Origin of the sequence: Dehalobacter sp. CP (assembly GCF_047652685.1) — a bacterium.
Lineage (GTDB): Bacteria > Bacillota > Desulfitobacteriia > Desulfitobacteriales > Syntrophobotulaceae > Dehalobacter.
On the sequence record NZ_CP157399.1, the window covers coordinates 2,212,144 to 2,233,747 of the forward strand.

Genomic DNA, 21,604 nt, shown 5'->3' on the forward strand with positions numbered 1-21,604 from the left:
CTCAATGCTGGCTATCCATTACAGAGACTTGGTCTGGAGCTAATGAAATCAACGTTACTCTAGAGAAATAGAAATTAAAAAAGCATTGCTAAGAATAATGTTAAGAAGAATGAAAGGACAAAAATTAATGAATACAATCAATCAAAAAAAAATAGCAATTCTCGATGACTATTTTCCTAATCTGACGACGGGTTTTAGGATATCCGAATTTAATTACTATTTGGAGAAGTATCCGAACTGTGAAGTGTATGCGACCAGATATGACATGCATCATCATGAATATGCTGCCGTATATCCGCAGTATAAGGATAAAGTAAAGCCGTTTACCCAGTTTGACTGGACCGGTCAGTCTTACGCGCTGTATTATATGGTATTTTTAAGTAACGCTGCTGCTTTTCATTTTGTCTATGAAATGTTTAACACGCCGTTTATATTTGAACTCTATCCCGGAGGGGGATTTTGGATCAATGATGACGAAATTGATGCCAGGCTGATCAAAGTCCTGCAATCCCCTCTTTTGAGAAAAGTCATTGTTACGCAGAAGAGGACGTACGACTATATTACCAGCCACAGTTTTGTTACGCCGGACAAGATTGCCTATATTTATGGGATGGTGACGTATCCGGAGTATTTCCACACGACCGTACCCAAGCGATTCTACGGAAAAGATAAAAATACGCTCGACATCTGCTTTGTGGCTCACAAATATATGCCAACGGGAATGGATAAGGGGTATCCCATTTTTATTGAGATGTGCAAAAAGCTCGCTTTAGTAACAGAGGATATCAGGTTTCATGTCGTTGGCAATTTTGACCGGGATGAAATTGATGTCAGTGAGTTGGGCAGCCGGATCGCATTTTATGGTCTTAGAGATAAAAGCTTTTTCCCGCAATTCTTTTCCGGAATGGACATGATCGTTTCACCGAATCTTCCTTTTGTCCTGATACCGGGTAAGAACTTTGACGGCTTCCCTACAGGCTGCTGCATCGATGCTGCTTTGCACAACGTTGCTGTTTTCTGTACCGACGAACTGAACATGAACGAACATTTTGAACACAAAAAGGACCTTTTTATTATCCCCGCCGATGCCGGCAAGATTGCTGACAGTATTATGGAATATTACCAAAGCCCCGAAAAGTTATACAGCATGTCGACGTGCGGGCAGGCAAAATTCAGAGAGATCTTTGACTTTGAAAAACAAATGAGAGACAGAGTATCCGTCATAGAACAATACGCGTAATCGAATAATTGAATAATCAGATAAATATCGAATAGAATCATTTCATTAGGGAGCCGCCAATGACAAAGCCGGATGGAATATCCATTATTACCTGTACTCACTTCCCTTTTTACCTGGACAATATCTTCGCGAATTATGCCAGACAAACCTACCCTGTCAAGGAACTTATTATCATCCTGAATGGTCCCGGTATTAATCTCTCCGATTTTTACAAGAGGGCGGAATTGTATCCTCATGTAAGGATCATTCAGCTACCTGAAAGCTGCTCGGCAGGAACGTGTTTAAATTATGCTGTCGGGCAGACCCAATATCCCTACATCGCTAATTTTGATCATGACGATTATTATGGTCCTGAATACTTGAACGATTTTATGAAAATAGCGCCTTCCAGCGAGGCGGGTGTTTTCGGAAAGAAAACGCACTTCGTCTTTTTTGAAGAGCAAAAAATCCTGGCGCTTTTGCATCCTGGCAGAGAAAACAGCTATGTTGACTATCTTATCGGCTGTACCCTTTTTATGAAGAAGAATATTTTTGAAAAAGTACAGTTTATTGATGCCAATATTGCGGATGAACAATTTGGGGCAGACTGTACCAAAAACGGCATCAAAATTTATGCGATTGATAAATACAATTTTGCTTATATTCGCCGAAATGATCTCAGCCTGCATACCTACAAATTAGATAATCAGCAATTAATGGAACAATATTGTGAGGTTGTCGCACAGGTTTCTGACTTTAAGCCCTGGGTATTAGGGTCATTTACTTTTCATGCTTGTTGATTATCTGAGCCGGTTCTTGCTGCTGGTCGTCACGAGCTCCACCCTGAAGCCTTTGCGGCTTTGCCGGACTGTCGCAGCCATAAATCCGAAGAAGATGAGTGACCATAGCCCGCCGGTCAACAGAATTCCGAGTAACATCCGGAACAGAACGGGCCAAAACAACGGACGGCTGAGAAAATACAACCCGCTAAGTAGTCCTGACTGTACATTCCATTCGAAGGTGACCGATGGAAGCATCCGAAGCGCTGAGACCAATTCGGCAGGAGGGAATAAATAGCATAGACTTAAACCTAAAATAAGGATGAAACAAAAATTGATCAGATACATCATTAGCGAAGCACTTGGCGATATCCGCATTTGTGGTTTGTCCGGATTATAGCGGCAGTTCTTGATGGAATAATACAGCCCAATGGCACTGGAACCCAGGCTTAAGAAAATCGCCGCCAGTGCCAGGATAAGCGTTAGGCTCGTTGAAACTCCGACTGCCAATGAAGTGCCAACCAGAAGAGCCTCCATCAATAGTAACGTGGGAAGCACGGCTGCAGTTAATTTCCCCCAGACGACAGGCCACCCTGCCAGGGGCACACTATTTAGCAGCCAGTCGGACTCTCCTTCCCTGCCAAACGCCTGCAAGGCCAAATTGCCGCTGAACATAATCGTGTACATGATAAGAACCATTACCAAACTGGATACACTCGATGCCGAAGCATTGAACAGAAACTGAACCACAAAGAAGGCCATAATGATCAGAGGGATCAAATAGCTAAACCATTCTCTGGTATCCCTTTTCAAGGTTAGCAAATCTTTTTTGGCCACTGCCCACATGCCTGCCCACGTCGAGGCCGGCAAGACTACTGCTTCCTGCTCCTGGCCAACAGTCCCGAAGAAAATCTTTTCCTGTTGGCGGTTCGTCGTATCAACGCTGGAAACTGAACGTTTTTTGCGCCGTCTTCCGCCATCTCCCTGGCTGATGGAAATGAAGCCCTGCCGGAATCCCCGTTCCAAAAGAATCAAGGCAATCAAAAAAAGAAACGCACTGAAAATAAGGATCAGGAGGCTCCATCCCAGCCCCGTGGCAAAGCTGTCGGTTATTCCGCTGGTTAAAGCAAGTGAACCCCATCCCCACGGGAAAAAATTCATGACGTGAATCAGCTGCTCTTTGCCTGCCAGCATGGTCCCAATATCCAAGTTACCTTGGCTTCCCAGCATCATTCCCGGAATCTGAAACACTAACGCGATCAAGACACCTGCCAGCCCTCCCATGAGTCCGACGGCTTCTTTGCTCCTGTGAGGCGGAACAATACGCATGACCAAAAGGTTCAGCAGTTCGGCCAGGGCTGTCCCGCTAAGCCATAAACCGCAGCCTGACAGGAAAACAAGAAGATAATAGGATGCTTTGGCCTCAAAAAGCAGACCGCAGAACACCCCCGGCAAAAAAACAAACAAGAACGCAACTAAAAGATTGCTCACAAGTACAGAGACTGTTTTTACGGCAAAAACGACCCGGAGAGGAACCGGTGCCATGAAAAGAAGTTCCAAATCTTCGGACATATACAGCGCTGCAAAAGCTGCCGTAAGACCAAAGAATATCTGGCTGGCCAGTCCCACCAGAAAGAACAAGGAGAGAAAACCCTGAACGGTCTCAGGCTGCATTGATTTCAACATTCCATAGGATATGGCCCCCATGGAAATCAGAAAACTCAAAAACACAATCATCAGGATACCCATTCCGATGAAAGTTCTCTTTCGTTGATGTTTCAGCGTGTTAAGTGTCACCCGCAGCTGATTTGTTAGCAGCAGGACAAAATCCTGAACAAACGACTTTTCCGCAGGCGGGGTATCCAGAGGCGGCGGTATGATCATTTTCACCGTTTATTCCTCCTCCAGGCTTTTGATTAATTCAGCATTCTCACGGACTCCGGTAAGTTCCAGGAAAATATCTTCCAGGCTTTCCCCACCGTGCCCAACTTTTTGCCGGAGTTCTTCAGGGCTGCCCTGCGCAATCAGCATGCCATCTTTCAGAATACCGACCCGATGGCACATTCTCTCGGCAATCTCAAGAATATGGGTCGAAACAAATACCGCAGCACCCTGCCGGGCCATCTCCTGAAGAATATCTTTGAGGAGGCGTGCGCTGGCCGGGTCAAGACCCACAGTCGGCTCATCCAAAAGAATCACCTTAGGCTGATGAATTAAGGCCCCCGCCAGAACAACCTTTTGTCTCATACCGTGAGAGTAACCCTCCAATAGCTCATCTGCACGCTCCATGAGACCGAACATTCCTAAGAGCTGCTCAGCCCGCTCTTTGGCAATGCCTTTTGGGACTCGGTATAGGGCTGAAATAAGGTGCAAAAATTCACGGGCTGACAGTTTGTTATACAATTTTGGCTGGTCCGGTACATAAGCCATTAAGGCTTTGGCCTGAGTGGGCTGCCTGCGGATATCGTAATCACAGATGGATATCTCCCCCTCGCTGGGATCCAGCAATCCAGTAAGCATTTTAATCGTTGTTGTTTTACCGGCACCGTTCGGTCCCAAGAAACCGAAAATCTCTCCGCTTCTTACCTCCAGGTTTAGATCGTTGACAACCGGCACTGAACCATACCTTTTGGTTAAACGATTTGTTCTGATCAAGACCCTTTCCATTGCGTACCTCCTGCTAACTTTTTGGCTTAAGACCTATTCATAAATTGAAGGTTAAATCTCGCTCCTCACTCTTCATTATAGTAATCGTGCCCTTGTGATACTGTTCTTTCCATATTTCGCGTTAACTTGATCAATCACTTTTGTCAGGTTTCCCATATCTTTTTGAGATTCATCAAACAACGTCAGTTGCTCAGTTTGATCCGTTAAGTTATTCAAGGTAATTCCAATTAGTCTAAGCGGCTGATTCATGGAGAGCCCGCGTAAGAGCGTACAGGCTTCATGGTAGATCAGATCATCCAGATCTGTGGCCTGAGGGAGGGTGCTGGAACGGGAGAGGGTCCTGAAATCTGGATAACGTGCTTTCAGCGTGATTGTTTTCGCTCTCAGCGCATGTTTGCGCAGGCGTCTTCCGACATCCACCGCCAGCTTCAGCAGCTCTTTTTCAAGTACGTCAACATCAGCAATATCTGATGAGAATGTCGTCTCCCTGCCAACGGATTTCGCCATTCTGTCGGTTTCTACGGAGCGGTTGTCAATACCTCGGGCGAGTTCGTAAAGCTGTTTGCCCAAGGCACCGAATCGTTTCGAGAGAGCACTTTCATCCAAGGCACGCAGATCTCTCACTGTTTTGACCCGAAGCTCATGCAGCTGTTCCGCCGTTTTGATGCCGACCCCCCACACTCTTTCCACAGCCAGAGGATCGAGAAATTCCTGTACTTTATCCGGAGGGACAACGACAAAGCCGTCCGGCTTCTGCAGATCGGAAGCAATCTTGGCGAGGAATTTATTGGGGGCTAAACCCACTGAAGCTGTCAGGCCAAGTTCCTGCCGGATACGTTGTTTGATCAGCACGGCGATATTTTGGGCAAATCCAAAAAGAGCCGTTGATCGCGTAACGTCCAAAAAAGCTTCATCAAGGGACAAGGGCTCGACGAGCGGCGTGTAGGACAAAAATATTTCGTGTATCCGGTCTGAGGCTTCCTGATATTTTTGCATATTAACAGGGAGAAATGCGGCCTGCGGACAGCGTCTGAAGGCCTCGGTCATGGGCATCGCCGAATGAATGCCAAATTTACGGGCCTCATAAGAAGCAGCAGAAACAACACCCCGGCTGTTTGGCTTGCCGCCCACGATAACAGGCTTTCCGAGTAAGGCTGGATGATCTCTCTGTTCTACCGCGGCATAGAAAGCATCCATATCGATATGGAGTATTTTTCGATGGTCTTGCCATTGTTCCATAAATCAATTATACCACTATGCGCCCGGCGTTTTCCATGCCATCCGTGGTGATTGGTGATTCTCGGTCTAATGAATCATCTTGCCGGTTCAGCATGCAGAAGCGCCATATGAAAGTTGGGCTGGAATCATAAAAAGATGACCCCCGCGCAAGACAGAGATCATCTTCTAAGTGCATCACGCCTTTTTAAATTATCCTTCACATAGGGTCGGCTTCATTGGTTCCATCATGTTTTACAGCTGCCTCATTATCCTCAGCTTTTTTCTCTGCTCCTTCATCATTGCTCTGTAACACATTCTCGTCTTCCTTTTGTTTTGGTTCTTCTTGGGAGACCTTTTCTTTGGGGGATGTATCTTTTAAGCTGTCCATTATCGTGTCACTCTGCATACTAATTGTATTTGTAAATTCTCTTGTCAATTCATTCATTATCTTGCGACCTTGTCTAACCATTTTTCCAATTGTTTTTGCAATTACGGGCAAATCATCGGGGCCAAAAAGAACCAAGGCGACAAATAAGATTAATGCAATTTCTGTTAAACCCATTTAAATCACCTCTTCCTCTTCTCGCTTCAGCATTTTTGTTCTTCTTCTTACTACAATATAACCTATCCAAATACTGATTTCATAGAGAAGATACATCGGACCGATGATCAAAACCTGGGTCATCAGATCGGGGGTTGGAGAAAGAACAACAGCCAATATCACAATCACAAAAAAGGCCCATTTTCTATATTTTGCGAGAGCCTGAGGAGATACGACGCCTATTCGAATTAACAGTATCAATACAACGGGCAGTTGGAAAAACAACCCAAAGCTGAGTGCCAAAGTGAAAACAAAATTAATATAGGAAGACTTGGTGACAAATGGTGTTGTATCGATTGCCCCTATCCCTGCCAAAAGTAAAAACTTTAAGCAGATAGGCAGCACAAATAAAATAACAAAAGCTGCACCTGCAAAAAAAAGAAGAAGAGATGAAGGAAAGATGAAATAGAGGTATTTCCGTTCATTCGATTTTAAAGCCGGCAGGATAAAACTCCATAACTGCCATATGATGATGGGCAAAGCTATAACTACACCCGCAATGAGTGATACTTTTAACTTAACCATTAATGGTTCCATCGGTGTTGTCGTAATGAAATGCACCTCACTGAGACCGGACATGGGTATAGCCAGGAAACGAAATACATAATCACTGAACGCCCATCCCGCTATTGCTCCGATGGCAATCGCATATGCAGAAAATAAAAGCACTTTGCGCATTTCTTTAAAGTGGCCAAAGAAAGACATTTCGTCACTTTGCTTCTTCCTACGTTGCACAGTACAAACCCCTTCCTTTTCCTGATCTAATTAAAACTAATTCTTCCAAATACGGTCACTCAGGAGTCTCTGGTTTAAACATTTCTTTCATTTTATCAGATAATTCCATCTTGCCGTCAGTATCAATGATCAGGCCCCATGCGTTATTCTTTTCGATTAATTGCAAGCCCTTTTCAGGACCTAATACGAAAGCTGCTGTAGCCAAAGCATCCGCCATTATCGGATTCTCCGTGACGACAGTACAACCGCTGACCTCTTTTGAAGGATACCCAGTACGAGGATCAAGAATATGACTGTATTGTATTCCGTCAACAGTGAAAAACCGCTCATAGTTGCCTGATGTATCGATTGTGAGATTCTCCAATACAACATAGCCAATAATCTGTCCTTTGTTTAAAGGATCTCTAATTCCGATGTGCCAAGGCGTTCCTCCGTCTTTTTTGCCTATGGCATAAATATTTCCGCCTGCCGATACCATCCCTGATAGAATATTACGGCTCTTAAAGGTCTCTAATGCTTTGCTTACAGCGTAGCCCTTAGCAATTGCTCCTAGATCTAAACTCATTCCCTTTTTAACTAAAAAGACAGTCTTTTGTTCTTTATTCAAAATTACTTTTTTGTAATCAACAAGTTGAATTGTTTTCGTAATCTGTTCCTGCGATGGTACAAATTTGTCAGAACTATCCCTTTCTCCAAATTTCCATAATTTAGCTAAAGGTCCTATCGTCGGATCAAATGCACCATTGCTTAAATCCGCAATTTTCAAGGACTGTTCAATAACATCAAAGGTTAGTTCCGATACCGTGACAGGTTGTTCTCCTGCATGAATATTGATAGCGTATATTTCACTATGAGGTGAGAACTTATTAAGCTTGGAATCTAGCTCTTCCATAATGCCGAGAGCTTCAGTTACTGTCTTCTTTGCTCCCCAGCCATGAGCCTCAACATATACTTCTGTGTCAAAAAACAATTTGGTTTCTTGATAATTAACATTACGTTGATAATACTCATAACCTTGCCAAGATGATAAACCGATAATGATTAACAGAAATAATAGTATCTTAAAGCTCTTTTTATGATACATGCTGAACTTATCCTTTATTTGCATTTAAATAACATTTCTATCGCGTTATGCTATGCCTCTTTTATTGTTTCGCTTCCTTCCTTTTCACCCTCAACAGAGGCATCCCTGAATTCCTTGATACCCCCGCCTAAAGCTTTTCCTAATTGGGGCAGCTTTCCTGGTCCAAATATGACTAGGGCGATGACCAAACCTATTACAGCTACAGTTGGGGTAATCATTCCAAAAATTAATTGCATTTTTATCTCCTCCATTTTATATGATTAGTATGAACTCACAAAAACATTAAGAATTCCCCTGCTTATAGATTATCTCTAGATGAAAAGTATTATTCAATACATCCTAAAGTAAATAATAATTGTTTGAAGAGTTAGTGTCAATATTCGCCCACCAAAAGCTCGTAAAAACCATCTAACTGTTCCTGATGTTAAGCACAAAAAATGATTTAAAAAGAGCGTTCCTTATACAAATGGTAATTCAGATCCCGCATTCTCTAGTATGATAGGTTAATTAGGCCAGATACTAACGGCATGGTGTCATTCGCAGCAAAATTTATAAAAATGCTGATAATAGTCTGTAAGGGCTATTACCAGCATTACATCAATTTAGAATTACTCTTGTTTAGGGGGGTACCCCAACATTTAGCAGAGAGCCTTTAACTATTAATGCGTCTGTGGCGCTTGAGCAACCGCCGGATACTTGTACATCTCCGGCCACTCCAGCCACCATCTGTATTTCTCGATGCTTTCTGTACCGTACCCAAACATATCGTCAATTGTTTTCAGCAATTTTGCGGAAGCTTCATTTTTACTTCCAATCCAGGTCCCAGCCTGGTGGAACCAGGAATCCTCCTTGGAGTTCCAGGGGCAGACCTTCATGCACCGTCCGCAGGACACTCCGTCTTCGTTGAGTATCCTGAATTCTGCACATTTTTTCATGTCGCTGTTCCAACGCAGGTATCCGTTATACTCCACAAGATCCGAATCATACGTAATGGATTGGTTTGGACAGTTTTCAGCGCATTTTTTACATACTCTGCAGAAATCCTGGAGGCCAAAGTCAATTGGTTTGTCGGGCGCCAGCGGCAAATCAGTGGTAACAGCAGCAACCTTATGCCGGAATCCCAAGCGGGGATGAATCGAGCAGTCTCCGGTACGGGAAAGCTCCCCCAACCCTGCTGAAATAACTGCGGGCGGCATGACTGCGTTATAGTTAAACGCATGCTGCGCCCGGGCATTATACCCAAGGCTCCGGATATAGGTAGCTAAAATCACTGCGATGTTACCGGTTGCATGATAACTCTTCATAGACATTGCACCGCTGATTCCGTCATACCCAGTGGATCCCAACATGGTTAGAAGATTTTGGTCGACCATCACGACGATGACGTAAGGCAAGCGTTCTGTTACCGGTATGACACATTCTTCTACAGGCTTGGTCATCAAACCAGCTTTATCCGTAAGCTTCTGGGAATAATAAGCATATTCCGGCATCTTGCCGATACCGACTTCATCAGCGCGCAAAAAATAGGCGGCATCTTTAATATGCTGGGACATTTGTTCCGGATCAGGGATCTCCAGTTTTTTGGGAGACGGCTTTCCTTCAACCGCAGCGGGCGGAGCAATAAACATGCCTGCATTGGCTATTGCCGCTCCAAAAGGATGCCTGAAAAAGAAACTCAAAGACGCCGCTTGTGTCTTTTTATTAGGAAGCATCCCCCTGGTAGCCAAATTGAATCCCATATCAGCTTCGCTGAAGTTCTTAACTTTTCCAACTATTTTTGTGGTACCCAACCACTGATCATTGCTTTCTACAAAACGTACTGTAGCACTGCCGTAGTCATGTTCCGGATGAAGTTTTGACCATTGTCCCTTCGCTGCAGCAGTATACTTCAGACTTGCTCCGGCTGCGTTGGCCACTTTAGCCGGAGCTGCGATTGCTCCAATCACTCCCATCGCAGAGGCTGCAACGCCAGCTTTGAGAAAATTCCTGCGGCTTAGCTGAAACTTTTTCTCTTGTCCATCAATCACCGAATTTTCACATCCTATCAAACTTGTAATTCACTTTTATTTCCCGCTTTTTTCACACCAATGAAGCCCAGCAGGCGGGCCTGAACAACGGCAAGAACCACAGAGATTCCCAGAAACAGGAATATTGCTGTACTTGTTGCTTTGACATGCCCAACCGATGCGTTAATGTAGATAAAAGAAATCCCCATCCAGGTAATCCCATACCAGATAACAAACAAGGCCCAATTAACTACTGTTTTCCACATTTGTTCACGTTTAGCCCGAGGTCTAATAAATAAAATACCGGCTAAGAATAATACGCCTGCTAAGAAAATTAAGAATGTACCCATCATTTTCACCTCCCTTTTGATAATTCAGTCGTTTTCATGACTATAGGTACATTGTATTAAATGATTTTATTGGAAGTTTAGTTATATAACTAAAACGATACATCTGGAAAAAAATTTTTATCATAAATATTAGCCAATACCTAAAAGTATAACTGCTAAAACAAAAGGTCTATTCTCAGGCTTACTAACATAGCTGTCGACAAATGGAACAAAATAGAGTAGGGCGTGTCGTAACGTTTATTAAAAAACGTTTTCGCGACACGCCCTAAAAAGCAGTGTGTCATATGATTTTAAGACTAGTTTATTAGGTTTCCGCATTTTCTTTGTTCTAAAAGATTGCCAGCATAAATAAATAGCTAAAAACCATTTCCTGTCCCATATCCCAACTCATTCCAATAGCGGGATCTTGGTCTGCAAGTTCCGGGTGCTGTTTAAGTATTTCATTCCAAGAGATCAATAATTTATCTTCCATTGCAAGGCGCACCTCCTCTAATAATTAATAAATACCATACTCCATAACAAATTTATTTACGGCGATAATGTTTTTTGATTTGCCATCCTGTGCTGCAATCAGCTCCCTATCGGTGGCAAAAATGTATCCGCCGCCGGGGGCCATTATATCCAATATTTCCTTGGCCTTGGCAATACATTCTTGTTCAGTTCCATATTGCAGTAAAGTCGCCGGGAAAAGTCCGACAATGCACATGGTATCTTTTAAACTTTGCTTAATTTCTTTGAAATTTGCATGTTCAAACCAGCCAAATGATTTCTTCGCCGACAATTCTTGAAGATGATCATAATAGCGTGACCAGTCGCCTTCATAGAATCCAAGAACACAGACGTTTTGAGCAGCAAAAAAGTCCATCATCTTTTTAAAGGCCGGCCAGTAAAACTTGTCAAAATCCGCCAGCTTCATCATGGTTGGCAGATGCATCGGGAGAAAAAGCACTTTGGGGGTCGCTTTCGGCGGCGCCATATGAACCTGTCCCATACCAAACCTCAATATAACAGGCAGTAAGGCTTCAATCGCTTCTAAGACTACCTCCGGGCGGCGGCGCATGTCCCCGAACATTCCTTTAATACCCCGGTACATATCCGCAATTAAATCAATCGGATGCATAAGTACGCCATCCCCTAAGAGGGGCATTCCCTGTTGAGCAAGCGCACCCGTTATTCCCCCCGATTTTGCTCCATAAATGGCAAAGTGCATGGCGCCTCTGGCCAAAGCGACGTCTTTCGCGGGAGAAGACTTAGCCAATTCGGCAAATTTTCGTGGTAAAATCTTTTCAACAATGAATCTTAACGGATCTTTATTAAATTCGGGATATTCGTCTCCACTCATTATCCCGGCTTGTTCGTCACTATACTGGATAATATTATCTTTACTTAAATAGTTATAATTTTTGCTTCCCAGCGACTGAAGCAGAGCGGCAGGGTTGTTAGACACCATATGAAGCATATCTACCGGAATATCAGTGGCTACTTTCGCAATGGCTTTCGCGCATTTATCCAGATCGATATCGACTTGGGCTGGAGTATAACCTGCGTAGTAGGCACACCATGTCCCATAAGTGCCAAGCACAGGAACGCGGTCAGCTTGTTCCAAATTTATTGTCTTGAAAATACGGTTCGAGCGTTCTTGATACGGCGTCATTTCGTTGCTCATGATTTATCCCACCCACCTTTGACAAATTTTCACGCCTTCAGCGGCATTCGTTGAAAAACCATCAGCACCTATGCTTTTGCAAACCACTTCATTAACCGGCACGCCGCCGATAATAACCTTGACTTTATTTCTGAGACCGGTATTATTTAGGCAATCCACGATATCTTTCATGCTGTCTAAGGCCAGAGTCAGTACGCCGCTTAGTCCTACTATATCAGGATTAAGCTCTTTTACCTTGTCCACAATTTGGCTAACAGGAACATTGATTCCCAGGTCAACTACTTCCAAACCTGCCGCTTCGGCCATCGACCTGAAGATGTTTTTGCCGATATCGTGAAGATCCCCAAAAACTGTTGCCAGGACAATTTTTCCGCCTTTTGCTGAGGATCCTGCACTTAAAGCCGGCTTGAGCTTGTCCATTTACACTTTGCAACACTTCCCCGGCGAAGACCAAGTCCCCGATAAAGTACTCACCCGAATCATAACGCTCACCCACGAGCGTCATACCTTGCTGACAGGCTTTAACAACTTGTTGAGCTTCGGCGGCGTTGTCGTCTTTGCTTAGTACTTCATCAATAGCCTTGTTTAATACGTCTTCGTCCAAATCGGACATCGCTTGAGTCAGGACTTTCAAGTCCACCACTTTCAATCATCCTCCTTTAAATTCCTCTTTGATACCGGTTGGATCCTACAGTTTTGCCTCGTAATGGTATCTCATATATCTATACATGCAAAAATATATCAAAACTATTTTTATATTTTTGATAAACTGCTGGCAACAAATATTAAAATTTGTTGCCAGCAGCCGCTAATAGTACCTATTAACTGACAAATTTCTAACTTCCCGCATCCGGCGACTTAATGTTTAAAGACAGGTCCTGAAAGGTCGGGGGGTGTATACTTATACAATTCGGGCCACTCCAGCCACCATTTATATTTCTCTATCTGTTCCGTTCCGTACCCAAACATGTCGTCAATAGCTTTCAGCAATTTCGAAGAAGATTCGTTTTGACTGCCTACCCACGTTCCCGCCTGGTGGAACCAGGAGTCCTCTTTGGAGTTCCATGGGCAAACCTTCATACACCGTCCACAGCCTTGACCGTTTTCGTTAATTATTCTAAGTTGAGTACATGTATCACTATTGAGGTTCCATCGCATATATCCGTTGTACTCGGTCTGATCCGTATCAGTCGAAATTGATTGGGTCGGACAGTTTTCCGCGCATTTTTTACATACCCTGCAAAACTCCTGGATCCCAAAATCAATCGGTTTATCTGGTGCCAGTGGCAAATCAGTGGTCACAGCAGCCGCTTTATGCCGGTATCCTAAACGGGGATGAATTGTACAGTCCCCGGCCCGGGACATTTCCCCTAAGCCTGCAGATATGAGAACCGTCGGCATTACAACAACATAATTGACAAAATGACTCGCCCGGGCATTATATCCAAGGGCACGGATATAGTTGGCCAAAATAACAGCAATGTTTGCGACCGCATGATAACCCCTTAGTGACTGCGAGCCGCTAATCCCATCATATCCGGTCGACGCCAGCATGGTTTCCAAGTGTTGGTCAACCATCACGGCGATGACATAGGGCAGCCGTTCTGTTACCGGTTTAACACACTCCGACACAGGTTTGTTCAATAGCCCCGCCGGGTCAATAACCTTCTCAGAATAATATCCGAACTCAGGCATTTTTCCGATAGCGACATCGTCGGCGCGCAAAAAATAGGCAGTATCTTTAATATGTTGTGACATCTGCTCAGGATCAGGTATCGGTAATTTTTTAGGGGCGGCCGGTCCTTCAACTACAGGGTCCGGCCCTACTAAAACAACTGTCATCAGCTGTGCCAATGGAAAAGGATGGGTAGGAAGCGCCAAAGACGCGAGCTGTATCCGGGGATCTGGGAGCAACCCTCTGGTAGCACGATTAAATCCATTATCTGCTTCACTGATATTTTTGATTTTCCCAACTATTTTTGAGGTACCCAGCCACTGATCATTGCTTTCTACATAACGTATGCTGGCACTGCCGAGGTCATGTACCGGATGCAATTTGGACCATTGCCCTTTCGCTGCAGCAGTATACCCCAGACTTCCTCCCGCCGCATTTGCCGCCTTAGAAGGAGTTTTGACCACTCCAACTGCGCCCAAGGCTATGGCTGCGGCACCGGCTTTGAGAAAATTCCTGCGGCTTAGCTGGAACTTCCTGTCGTGTTTATTAATCACCGTTTTATTCACATCCAATCAGCTTATTGTTTTAACTTTCGGATTGTTACGGTTTATTTTTCCCTAATGCCGAAAAAATGGGATCCGGCGGCAAAGGTTCAGTCAGAATGCTTACAGGTGGAAGCTTATACAGTTCCGGCCATTCCAGCCACCATTTATATTTATCGACAGTTTCTGTTCCATACCCGAACATATCATCAATTGATTTTAATAATTTTGATGATGTTTCACTTTTGCTTCCAATCCAGGTACCAGCTTGATGGAACCAGGATTCCTCTTTGGAATTCCAGGGACAGACCTTCATGCATCGTCCGCAGCATACACCGTCCTCATTACTGGCCCGAAATTCAGCACATTTGTTCGTGTCATTATTCCAACGCAAATATCCGTTATATTGTCCCATATCCATATCCGTATTAATGGCTCCGGCAGGACAATTTTCCGCACATTTCTTACATACACGACAGAAGTCAAGTAACCCAAAATCAATGGGTTTATCCGGTGCAAGCGGCAAATCCGTAGTGACCGCAGCAACTTTATGGCGGAATCCTAACCGGGGGTGAATCGTGCAATCGCCTGTACGGGATAGTTCTCCCAACCCTGCGGCGATAATAACAGGAGGCATGACACCGTTATAATCCACAGCATAATTAGCCCTGGCGTTATATCCCAGATTCCGGATATATTGGGCCATAATAGCAGCAATGACCCCTGTCGCATGATAGCCTCTGAAGGACTGGGAGATGCTAATTGCGTCATACCCTGTCGAAGCGAGCATTGTCTCCAAATGCTGATCAACCATTACCACGATCGCATATGGCAGGCGTTCGGTAACCGGCCGAACTAATTGTTCCCTGGTGAATTCCACATACTGTCTTCCCGGAAAAGGCGGATAAATACATTTTGTGCCATAATACGCATACGAAGGCATCCTGCCTATACCCACGTCATCAGCCCGCAAAAAATAAGCAACATCCTTGATGTGTTGTGACATTTGTTCAGGATCAGGGATCTCCATTTTCTTTGGGGCAGGAATACCTTCCAGGAAACCTGCTACCATCCCGGCTCCCATTATAATTGCACTACCAAAAGGATCCTTCGTATTCATGTTATAAAGCCCCAATTGGCCCCTTTGACTGACTTTTCCTGCGGCAATTTGTTCAAATCCGCCATCGTATTCACTCGGATTTTTGATTGGGCCAATTATCTTTGAGGTTCCCAACCACTGATCGTTATGTTCTACAAAATGTATTGTTGCGCTTCCCATGTCATGCACTGGATGCAGTTTGGACCACTGTCCCTTTGCCGCAGGCGTATACTTCATGCTCTCGCCAACCGCTCCCGCCACTATGGTAGGTGCTTTCAGAGCCGTCGCTGCTCCTAGGGCTGCAGCTCCGGCACCAGCTTTGAGAAAATTCCTGCGGCCTAACTGAAACTTTTTCTCTTGTTCATTAATCACCGTATTTTCACATCCTATCAGGCTTGTAATTCACCTGTATTCCCCGCTTTTCTCACACCAATGAATTCCAGCAGGCAGGCCTGAACAACGGCAAGAACCACAGATATCCCCAGAAACAGAAACATCGCTGTGCTTGTGGCTTTGACATGTCCAACCGATGCGTTCATGTAGACAAAGGAAATTCCCATCCAGGTAATCCCATACCAAGTAACAAACAAGGCCCAATTTACTACTGTTTTCCACATTTGTTCACGTTTAGCACGGGGTCTAATAAATAAAATACCCGCTAAGAATAATACGCCTGCTAAAAAAATTAAGAATGTACCCATCATTTTCACCTCCCTTTTAATAATTCAGTCATTTTTATGACTATAGGTACATTGTATTTAATAATTTTGAGTGAAGTTTAGTTGTATAACTAAAAGCTATACATCTACAAAATATTTTTGCTGAACTGTTGACTGGAAAATTCAATAGGCTATAGCCTACTAATAGAGACACAGGTAATTTACAATAATACAAAAAAATACTCCATTTCTCTAATGAAATGGAATACAAAAAATAATTTGTATAAAATGAATTGTCAAACTTAATTCTAATAAATATATTTATAAATATGCTTCTCATGGGTTAATTCTTTAAGTTTCTCCAGATCATGAATAATTATTTTGTCTTTCTTCTTTTCAATAATTTTTTGTTCCTTTAAATACTTTAATACTTTGGAGACTGTAACATAATGTGCTCCTGTTATCTCAGAAATAAATTGCAATGATAAGTCCATACGTATTTCGTAAGAATCTCCTACCGATATTCCATTGGTAAGATAAAGTCCATGCAACAATCTTAAGATTCTAATCGTTGGATTGTAAAAGTCTCTTTCTATCGTTTGTCTCATATAATAACTTACTTTGGAAAGACAATTTCTAAGCACTTCAAAGATCATGTCTTCATCTTGACGGAAAATAATTCTGAGGTGCTCTTCGAAAAAAAGACATACTTTAGAATCTTCTATGGCAACCGCATAAGCATCATTTTCATTTTCCATCTTATACAAACGACCCAAAATTCCATTTTCTCCTGAAAAATAAATCACTCTTTCCCTGCCGTCTTCCGTCATCAGGTTCAAACTTATCCTTCCAGAAAGCACATAAACCAGCATATAATCCTTGCCTCCCGGTAAGATCACATTACTGTCCTTAGCATAGGTTTTTACTACTCCTATATGCGTGAATTCCCTCAGTTTTTCAATTGGATAGAAAGTGTCAGGAATAGCCCTTGCCCCCTCGCATCTTCCATAATCGTATTGCATACGCCTCCCCCTTCCCAATTATTCACCGCCATTACCAGCCCCAGGATTTATTTTGTCACCCACTAAATCCTTTTTGTAATAACAGATGTACGTCCCGCAACTAAACTCTACACCAAAAAACAATTAAAAACGTAACAATTGAATCTAGTCCACGCCAAGGAAGAACATATTAACCAAATACCGTACTTAAAAAGCAATGCAAAGCGAGTACATATATTTTACATTATTCTTAAATTTATTATACAATCATTTTTGCTATTTTAATTTAATATATAACTAAAACCTCAAGTTTTACATTTTTATATTTCCTCTGATCAGGTCTGCAACACTCAGAAAAAGGTAATTCTTTCTACAATTCGATTAAGTATTATTAAGAGGCACGTTCAATAACGTGCCTCTTAATAATACTTAGAAATTAAGTTAATTCAATTAACTGGGAATATTGATTTTATAAAGCTCAGGCCATTCCAGCCACCATTTATATTGGGTAATCTCTTCAGTACCGTAACCGAACATATCATCAATGCTCTTAAGCAATGAGGATGCGGCCTCGCCTTTACTGCCGATCCACAACCCTGCTTCATGGAACCAGGAGTCTTCTTTAGAATTCCACGGACAGACTTTTAAACATCTGCCGCAGTTGACACCTTCGTCATTGCCGGCCCGGAAGGCTGCGCATTTCTTCATATCACTGTTCCAGCGCAGATAACCGTTTTGTACAACAGGATCTTTATCATGGGTAATGGCACCGGCCGGACAATTGTCCGAACATTTATTACAAACCCGGCAGAAATCCAGAAGTCCGAAATCAATAGGTTTATCGGGAACGAGTGGCAAATCTGTTGTGACTGCGCCACATTTGTTACGGAATCCCATTCTGGGATGAGCAACGCAGTCTCCCGTACGGCTGAGCTCGCCCATTCCGGAAGCGATAAGCGCCGGCGGAACAGCCAGATCATAGTTGCCAAAGTGATGCGCCCTGGCATTATAACCTAAAGTCCGAATGTATCGGGCCATAATAACGGCAATATTCGCTACGGCATGATAACACCGGAATGACTGGGATACGGAAATCCCGTCATAGCCGGTCGAGGCCAGATAGGTTTCCAAATGCTGCTCCACCGCAAACGTAATAACATAAGGCAAATCCGGTTCTGTGTTCGGGATCTGGTGAATCGGCGTATCCGGCGGAACGATACCCGCGGGGAACAACCCCTGCGGCGGAACCTGCTTAAACCCATAATAAGCATAGGACGGCATATTGCCGATACCGACTTCATCTGCCCTGAGATAATACGCAACGTCTTTCATATGCTGGGACATTTGTTCCGGATCGGGAATCGGAAGCTTCTCGGCATTCGGGACACCAATACAAATCTCATCCAGGCTGATCGGCCCTATGGCCCAGCCTATTCCATCTGTTAGTGGATATCTCTTGGTCTGGGTAAGGAATCCCCATCTGGCCTTCTCTCCGAGTAACCCTCTAAGCGCCAATGTGAAACCTGAGTCGTATTCACTTGATCTTTCAACCTTTCCCACAATCTTGCTTGTTCCCAACCACTGGTCATTATATTCGGCATAACGGACGCTAGCACCGCCATAGTTGGGTGTGGGCCGCAATTTTGACCATTGTCCCTTTGCGGGCGCATAGTTTAGGGTACTTACAGTAGCGTTTGCTATCTTCGATGGAGCTGCAACCGCTCCCATTACGCCCATAGCTGCTGCAGCCACACCAGTTTTCAAAAAGCCGCGGCGGCTTACCTGCCCAGGCAGCTTTTTACTTTCGGAATGATCCGACATCAATTTTCCTCCCCTCAAGCCTTTATAGACTCGTTGACCTTCTTTTTCATACCAATAAATCCTAAAATACGGGCTAATACGATGGCCAGTACTACCGAGATTCCCCCAAATAGAAAGATAGCTGTGCTTGTCGCCTTGACGTGTCCCACACTGGCATTAATGTAAACAAATGATACCCCTATACATGTCATGAAAAACCAAACAACAAAGGTTACCCAAACAGCCACGGTTTGCCATGTTTTATTTTGCTTGGCCCTGGGTTTGACAAAAAGAATCCCCGCTAAAAAAAGAATACCAGCCAGGAAAATTAACAAAGTACTCATTTTTTCACCTCCTTTAATCTTACGAATTGTATCTCTTACACGCTTCATTGTACTCATTATTAAATGTTGGGCATTATCGGCTGTTAATATTTTCTTCGTTGCTACTAATATTTTTTATCAATGTTAACATAGATGGTCATCTTTTATCTTGACAGATTATAGCCGAAACAGATTAAGTATTTTACTAGGCCCTAAAATATAAGAAGCTGCTGCCAACAAACATAAGTTTGTTGGCAGCAGCTTCCTGTTTAGAAAATAGTATTTATTGCTTATCTGCCGGTATTCTGATCTTATACATTTCCGGCCATTCCAGCCACCACTTATATCGGGTGATTTCTTCCGTTCCGTAACCAAACATGTCATCAATATTTTTAAGCAGTGATGAAGCTGTCTCTCCCTTGCTGCCGATCCATATTCCGAGATCATGGAACCAGGATTTTTCCTTGGAATTCCATGGACAGGTCTTTACACATCTACCGCAGTTCACGCCTTCCTCGTTGCCGGTTCTGAATGCCGCACATTTATAGGCATCGGTATTCCAGCGCATATAGCCGTTAAATTCAACAGGATCCACATCATAGGTTATCGCTTGGTTCGGGCAGGTTTCGGCGCATTTTTTACATACCCTGCAGAAATCCAGCATGCCGAAGTCAAGGGGTTTATCCGGTACCAAAGGCAAATCTGTCGTAACTGCGGCTACTTTATTTCTGAAACCCATTCTTGGATGCGCTACACAGTCCCCCGTACGGGTAAGCTCTCCCATACCCGCCGCAATTAATAAAGGCCCCATAACTGCTTCATAATTCCCAAAATGATGAGCCCTGGCATGATAGCCTAAGTTGCGGATATATTGAGCCATGACGACAGAAATATTGGCTGTCGCATGATAACTGCGGAATGACTGCTCAAGGGAAATTCCGTCATACCCCGTTGAAGCCGCATAAGTCTCCCAATGCTGTTCCACAGCAACACAAATAACGTAAGGCATTGACTCCGTAACAGGTACATCTACATAAGGGGTTTCAAGGGTAACAATGCCGGCAGCATAGGCTCCTTCAGGCGGATCCATAACGGCTTTGTAGTAGCCATAGGATGGCATCTTCCCGATCCCTACTTCATCTGCTCTCAAATAATATGCAAGATCTTTGATATGCATAGACATTTGTTCCGGATCAGGAATCGGAAGTTTTTCCGGTTTCGGAGTACCACTTACAATATTTGGTTTGCTTATTTCCTGCGTTGGAAGCATCAAGGCATCCCCGAGAGGATATCTTATCGCCTGCGAAACAAATCCATATTGGGACTTCGTTCCCAGCAATCCTCGAATTGCATATGGAAATCCACCGTCAGATTCATTCGTTCTCTCTACTTTTCCAATAATCTGAGATGTTCCAAGCCATTGATCATTATGTTCTACAAAATGGACTGAGGCACCGCCGTAATCCATTTTCGGCTTTAATTTTGACCATTGGCCCTTTATTGGTGTATAATCCATTTGTTTATATAATGAGTTTCTATACCCGAGATCAATTACAGCGTTTGCCACTCCGGGCGAGCTTGTAATTGCTCCCACCACGCCAAGGGCCGTTGCAGCGGCCCCTGCACTTGCCTTCAAAAAACCCCGTCGGCTTAAGCGTGTTTGCTGATTGGGTTTTTTATTATTTTTTTCCGGAATTTCTGACATCAGTTCTCCTCCTTTAAGCTTGTGTCGTATGGTCTACTTTTTTCTTCATCGTGATAAATCCCAAGATACGCGCTAAGATGATAGCCAGCACCACGGAAATTCCTCCAAATAAGAAGATTGCGGTGCTTGTCGCTTTGACGTGCCCTACGCTGGCATTAATGTAGACAAACGAAATTCCAATCCATGTGATGAAATACCAAACGACAAATAGAGTCCATACCAGCACTGTCTGCCAAATTTTATTTTTAGCAGCGCGCGGCTTGATAAAAAGGATACCGGCTAAAAAAAGGACACCCGCTAAGAAAATTAAAAAAGTACTCATTGTTTTACACCTCCTTTTACCTTCTCGTTAATAATATCTTGATTAATTAACATTGTATTAAATTTAACAAAACCAGACTTAGTCTAGTATAAGAATTTTTCTATCACAATTTATTTTTTTTATAATGGTATAAATAAAAAAAAATGCCGACAA

21 protein-coding genes and 1 pseudogene are annotated in these 21,604 nt (G+C 43.5%); 2 read left to right on the top strand and 20 right to left on the bottom strand.

The annotated features are described in order from the left end of the window. The first annotated feature begins 127 nt into the window (after positions 1–127). Both AAH944_RS10925 and AAH944_RS10930 read left to right on the top strand, forming a co-directional pair. Positions 128–1,240: a glycosyltransferase gene (locus tag AAH944_RS10925; protein ID WP_415534930.1), complete on the top strand. Its 1,113-nt coding sequence runs from the start codon at positions 128–130 to the stop codon at positions 1,238–1,240. A 59-nt stretch (positions 1,241–1,299) separates the two neighbouring features. Then, positions 1,300–2,019, top strand: coding sequence for a glycosyltransferase (locus AAH944_RS10930; protein ID WP_019225061.1), 720 nt, complete (start codon positions 1,300–1,302; stop codon positions 2,017–2,019). Here the strand turns inward: AAH944_RS10930 and AAH944_RS10935 are convergent, their stop codons facing one another. The 20 genes and pseudogenes from AAH944_RS10935 to AAH944_RS11030 form a co-directional block, all read right to left on the bottom strand. Next, a complete protein-coding gene (locus AAH944_RS10935; RefSeq protein ID WP_019225060.1) occupies positions 2,020–3,888 on the bottom strand; it encodes a putative ABC transporter permease subunit in 1,869 nt (622 codons plus the stop codon). It lies immediately after the preceding gene. Positions 3,889–3,891: 3 nt separating this feature from the next. Next, complete coding sequence (locus tag AAH944_RS10940) at positions 3,892–4,665, bottom strand: ABC transporter ATP-binding protein (protein ID WP_019225059.1); 774 nt, start codon at positions 4,663–4,665, stop codon at positions 3,892–3,894. A gap of 75 nt (positions 4,666–4,740) precedes the next feature. After that, complete coding sequence (gene dinB, locus AAH944_RS10945; RefSeq protein ID WP_020492161.1) at positions 4,741–5,904, bottom strand: DNA polymerase IV; 1,164 nt, start codon at positions 5,902–5,904, stop codon at positions 4,741–4,743. A 196-nt stretch (positions 5,905–6,100) separates the two neighbouring features. Next, positions 6,101–6,445, bottom strand: coding sequence for a twin-arginine translocase TatA/TatE family subunit (locus tag AAH944_RS10950; RefSeq protein ID WP_020492160.1), 345 nt, complete (start codon positions 6,443–6,445; stop codon positions 6,101–6,103). Next, positions 6,446–7,219 carry a twin-arginine translocase subunit TatC gene (tatC, locus tag AAH944_RS10955; RefSeq protein ID WP_020492159.1) on the bottom strand — a complete coding sequence of 258 codons (774 nt, stop codon included), beginning with the start codon at positions 7,217–7,219 and terminating at the stop codon, positions 6,446–6,448. 55 nt (positions 7,220–7,274) lie between these two features. After that, positions 7,275–8,327, bottom strand: coding sequence for an FAD:protein FMN transferase (locus AAH944_RS10960; protein WP_415534931.1), 1,053 nt, complete (start codon positions 8,325–8,327; stop codon positions 7,275–7,277). A 26-nt stretch (positions 8,328–8,353) separates the two neighbouring features. After that, entirely contained in the window at positions 8,354–8,539 is a 186-nt protein-coding gene (locus AAH944_RS10965; protein WP_287895378.1) for a twin-arginine translocase TatA/TatE family subunit, read from the bottom strand. Between the two features lie 423 nt (positions 8,540–8,962). Beyond that, positions 8,963–10,330, bottom strand: coding sequence for a reductive dehalogenase (locus AAH944_RS10970; RefSeq protein ID WP_368292922.1), 1,368 nt, complete (start codon positions 10,328–10,330; stop codon positions 8,963–8,965). Between the two features lie 17 nt (positions 10,331–10,347). Further along, positions 10,348–10,662, bottom strand: a complete 315-nt coding sequence (locus AAH944_RS10975) for a dehalogenase (RefSeq protein WP_415534932.1) — start codon at positions 10,660–10,662, stop codon at positions 10,348–10,350. A gap of 325 nt (positions 10,663–10,987) precedes the next feature. Continuing rightward, positions 10,988–11,131: a hypothetical protein gene (locus AAH944_RS10980; RefSeq protein ID WP_415534933.1), complete on the bottom strand. Its 144-nt coding sequence runs from the start codon at positions 11,129–11,131 to the stop codon at positions 10,988–10,990. Positions 11,132–11,155: 24 nt separating this feature from the next. Next, positions 11,156–12,325: a uroporphyrinogen decarboxylase family protein gene (locus AAH944_RS10985; RefSeq protein ID WP_415534934.1), complete on the bottom strand. Its 1,170-nt coding sequence runs from the start codon at positions 12,323–12,325 to the stop codon at positions 11,156–11,158. A gap of 3 nt (positions 12,326–12,328) precedes the next feature. Continuing rightward, positions 12,329–12,968 (bottom strand): annotated as a pseudogene (locus AAH944_RS10990) (B12-binding domain-containing protein). A 215-nt stretch (positions 12,969–13,183) separates the two neighbouring features. Further along, positions 13,184–14,566, bottom strand: coding sequence for a reductive dehalogenase (locus AAH944_RS10995; RefSeq protein WP_415534935.1), 1,383 nt, complete (start codon positions 14,564–14,566; stop codon positions 13,184–13,186). A gap of 34 nt (positions 14,567–14,600) precedes the next feature. Continuing rightward, positions 14,601–16,013, bottom strand: a complete 1,413-nt coding sequence (locus AAH944_RS11000; RefSeq protein WP_415534936.1) for a reductive dehalogenase — start codon at positions 16,011–16,013, stop codon at positions 14,601–14,603. 17 nt (positions 16,014–16,030) lie between these two features. After that, on the bottom strand, positions 16,031–16,345 hold the full coding sequence (locus tag AAH944_RS11005; RefSeq protein ID WP_415534937.1) for a dehalogenase: 315 nt from the start codon (positions 16,343–16,345) through the stop codon (positions 16,031–16,033). A 263-nt stretch (positions 16,346–16,608) separates the two neighbouring features. After that, positions 16,609–17,322, bottom strand: a complete 714-nt coding sequence (locus AAH944_RS11010) for a Crp/Fnr family transcriptional regulator (RefSeq protein WP_415534938.1) — start codon at positions 17,320–17,322, stop codon at positions 16,609–16,611. Positions 17,323–17,751: 429 nt separating this feature from the next. Beyond that, positions 17,752–19,122, bottom strand: a complete 1,371-nt coding sequence (locus tag AAH944_RS11015) for a reductive dehalogenase (protein ID WP_415534939.1) — start codon at positions 19,120–19,122, stop codon at positions 17,752–17,754. 14 nt (positions 19,123–19,136) lie between these two features. Continuing rightward, entirely contained in the window at positions 19,137–19,445 is a 309-nt protein-coding gene (locus AAH944_RS11020) for a hypothetical protein (protein ID WP_020492155.1), read from the bottom strand. Positions 19,446–19,707: 262 nt separating this feature from the next. Then, on the bottom strand, positions 19,708–21,129 hold the full coding sequence (locus AAH944_RS11025; protein WP_034382315.1) for a reductive dehalogenase: 1,422 nt from the start codon (positions 21,127–21,129) through the stop codon (positions 19,708–19,710). 13 nt (positions 21,130–21,142) lie between these two features. After that, complete coding sequence (locus AAH944_RS11030; RefSeq protein ID WP_020492153.1) at positions 21,143–21,451, bottom strand: hypothetical protein; 309 nt, start codon at positions 21,449–21,451, stop codon at positions 21,143–21,145. Between the last annotated feature and the right edge of the window lie 153 nt (positions 21,452–21,604).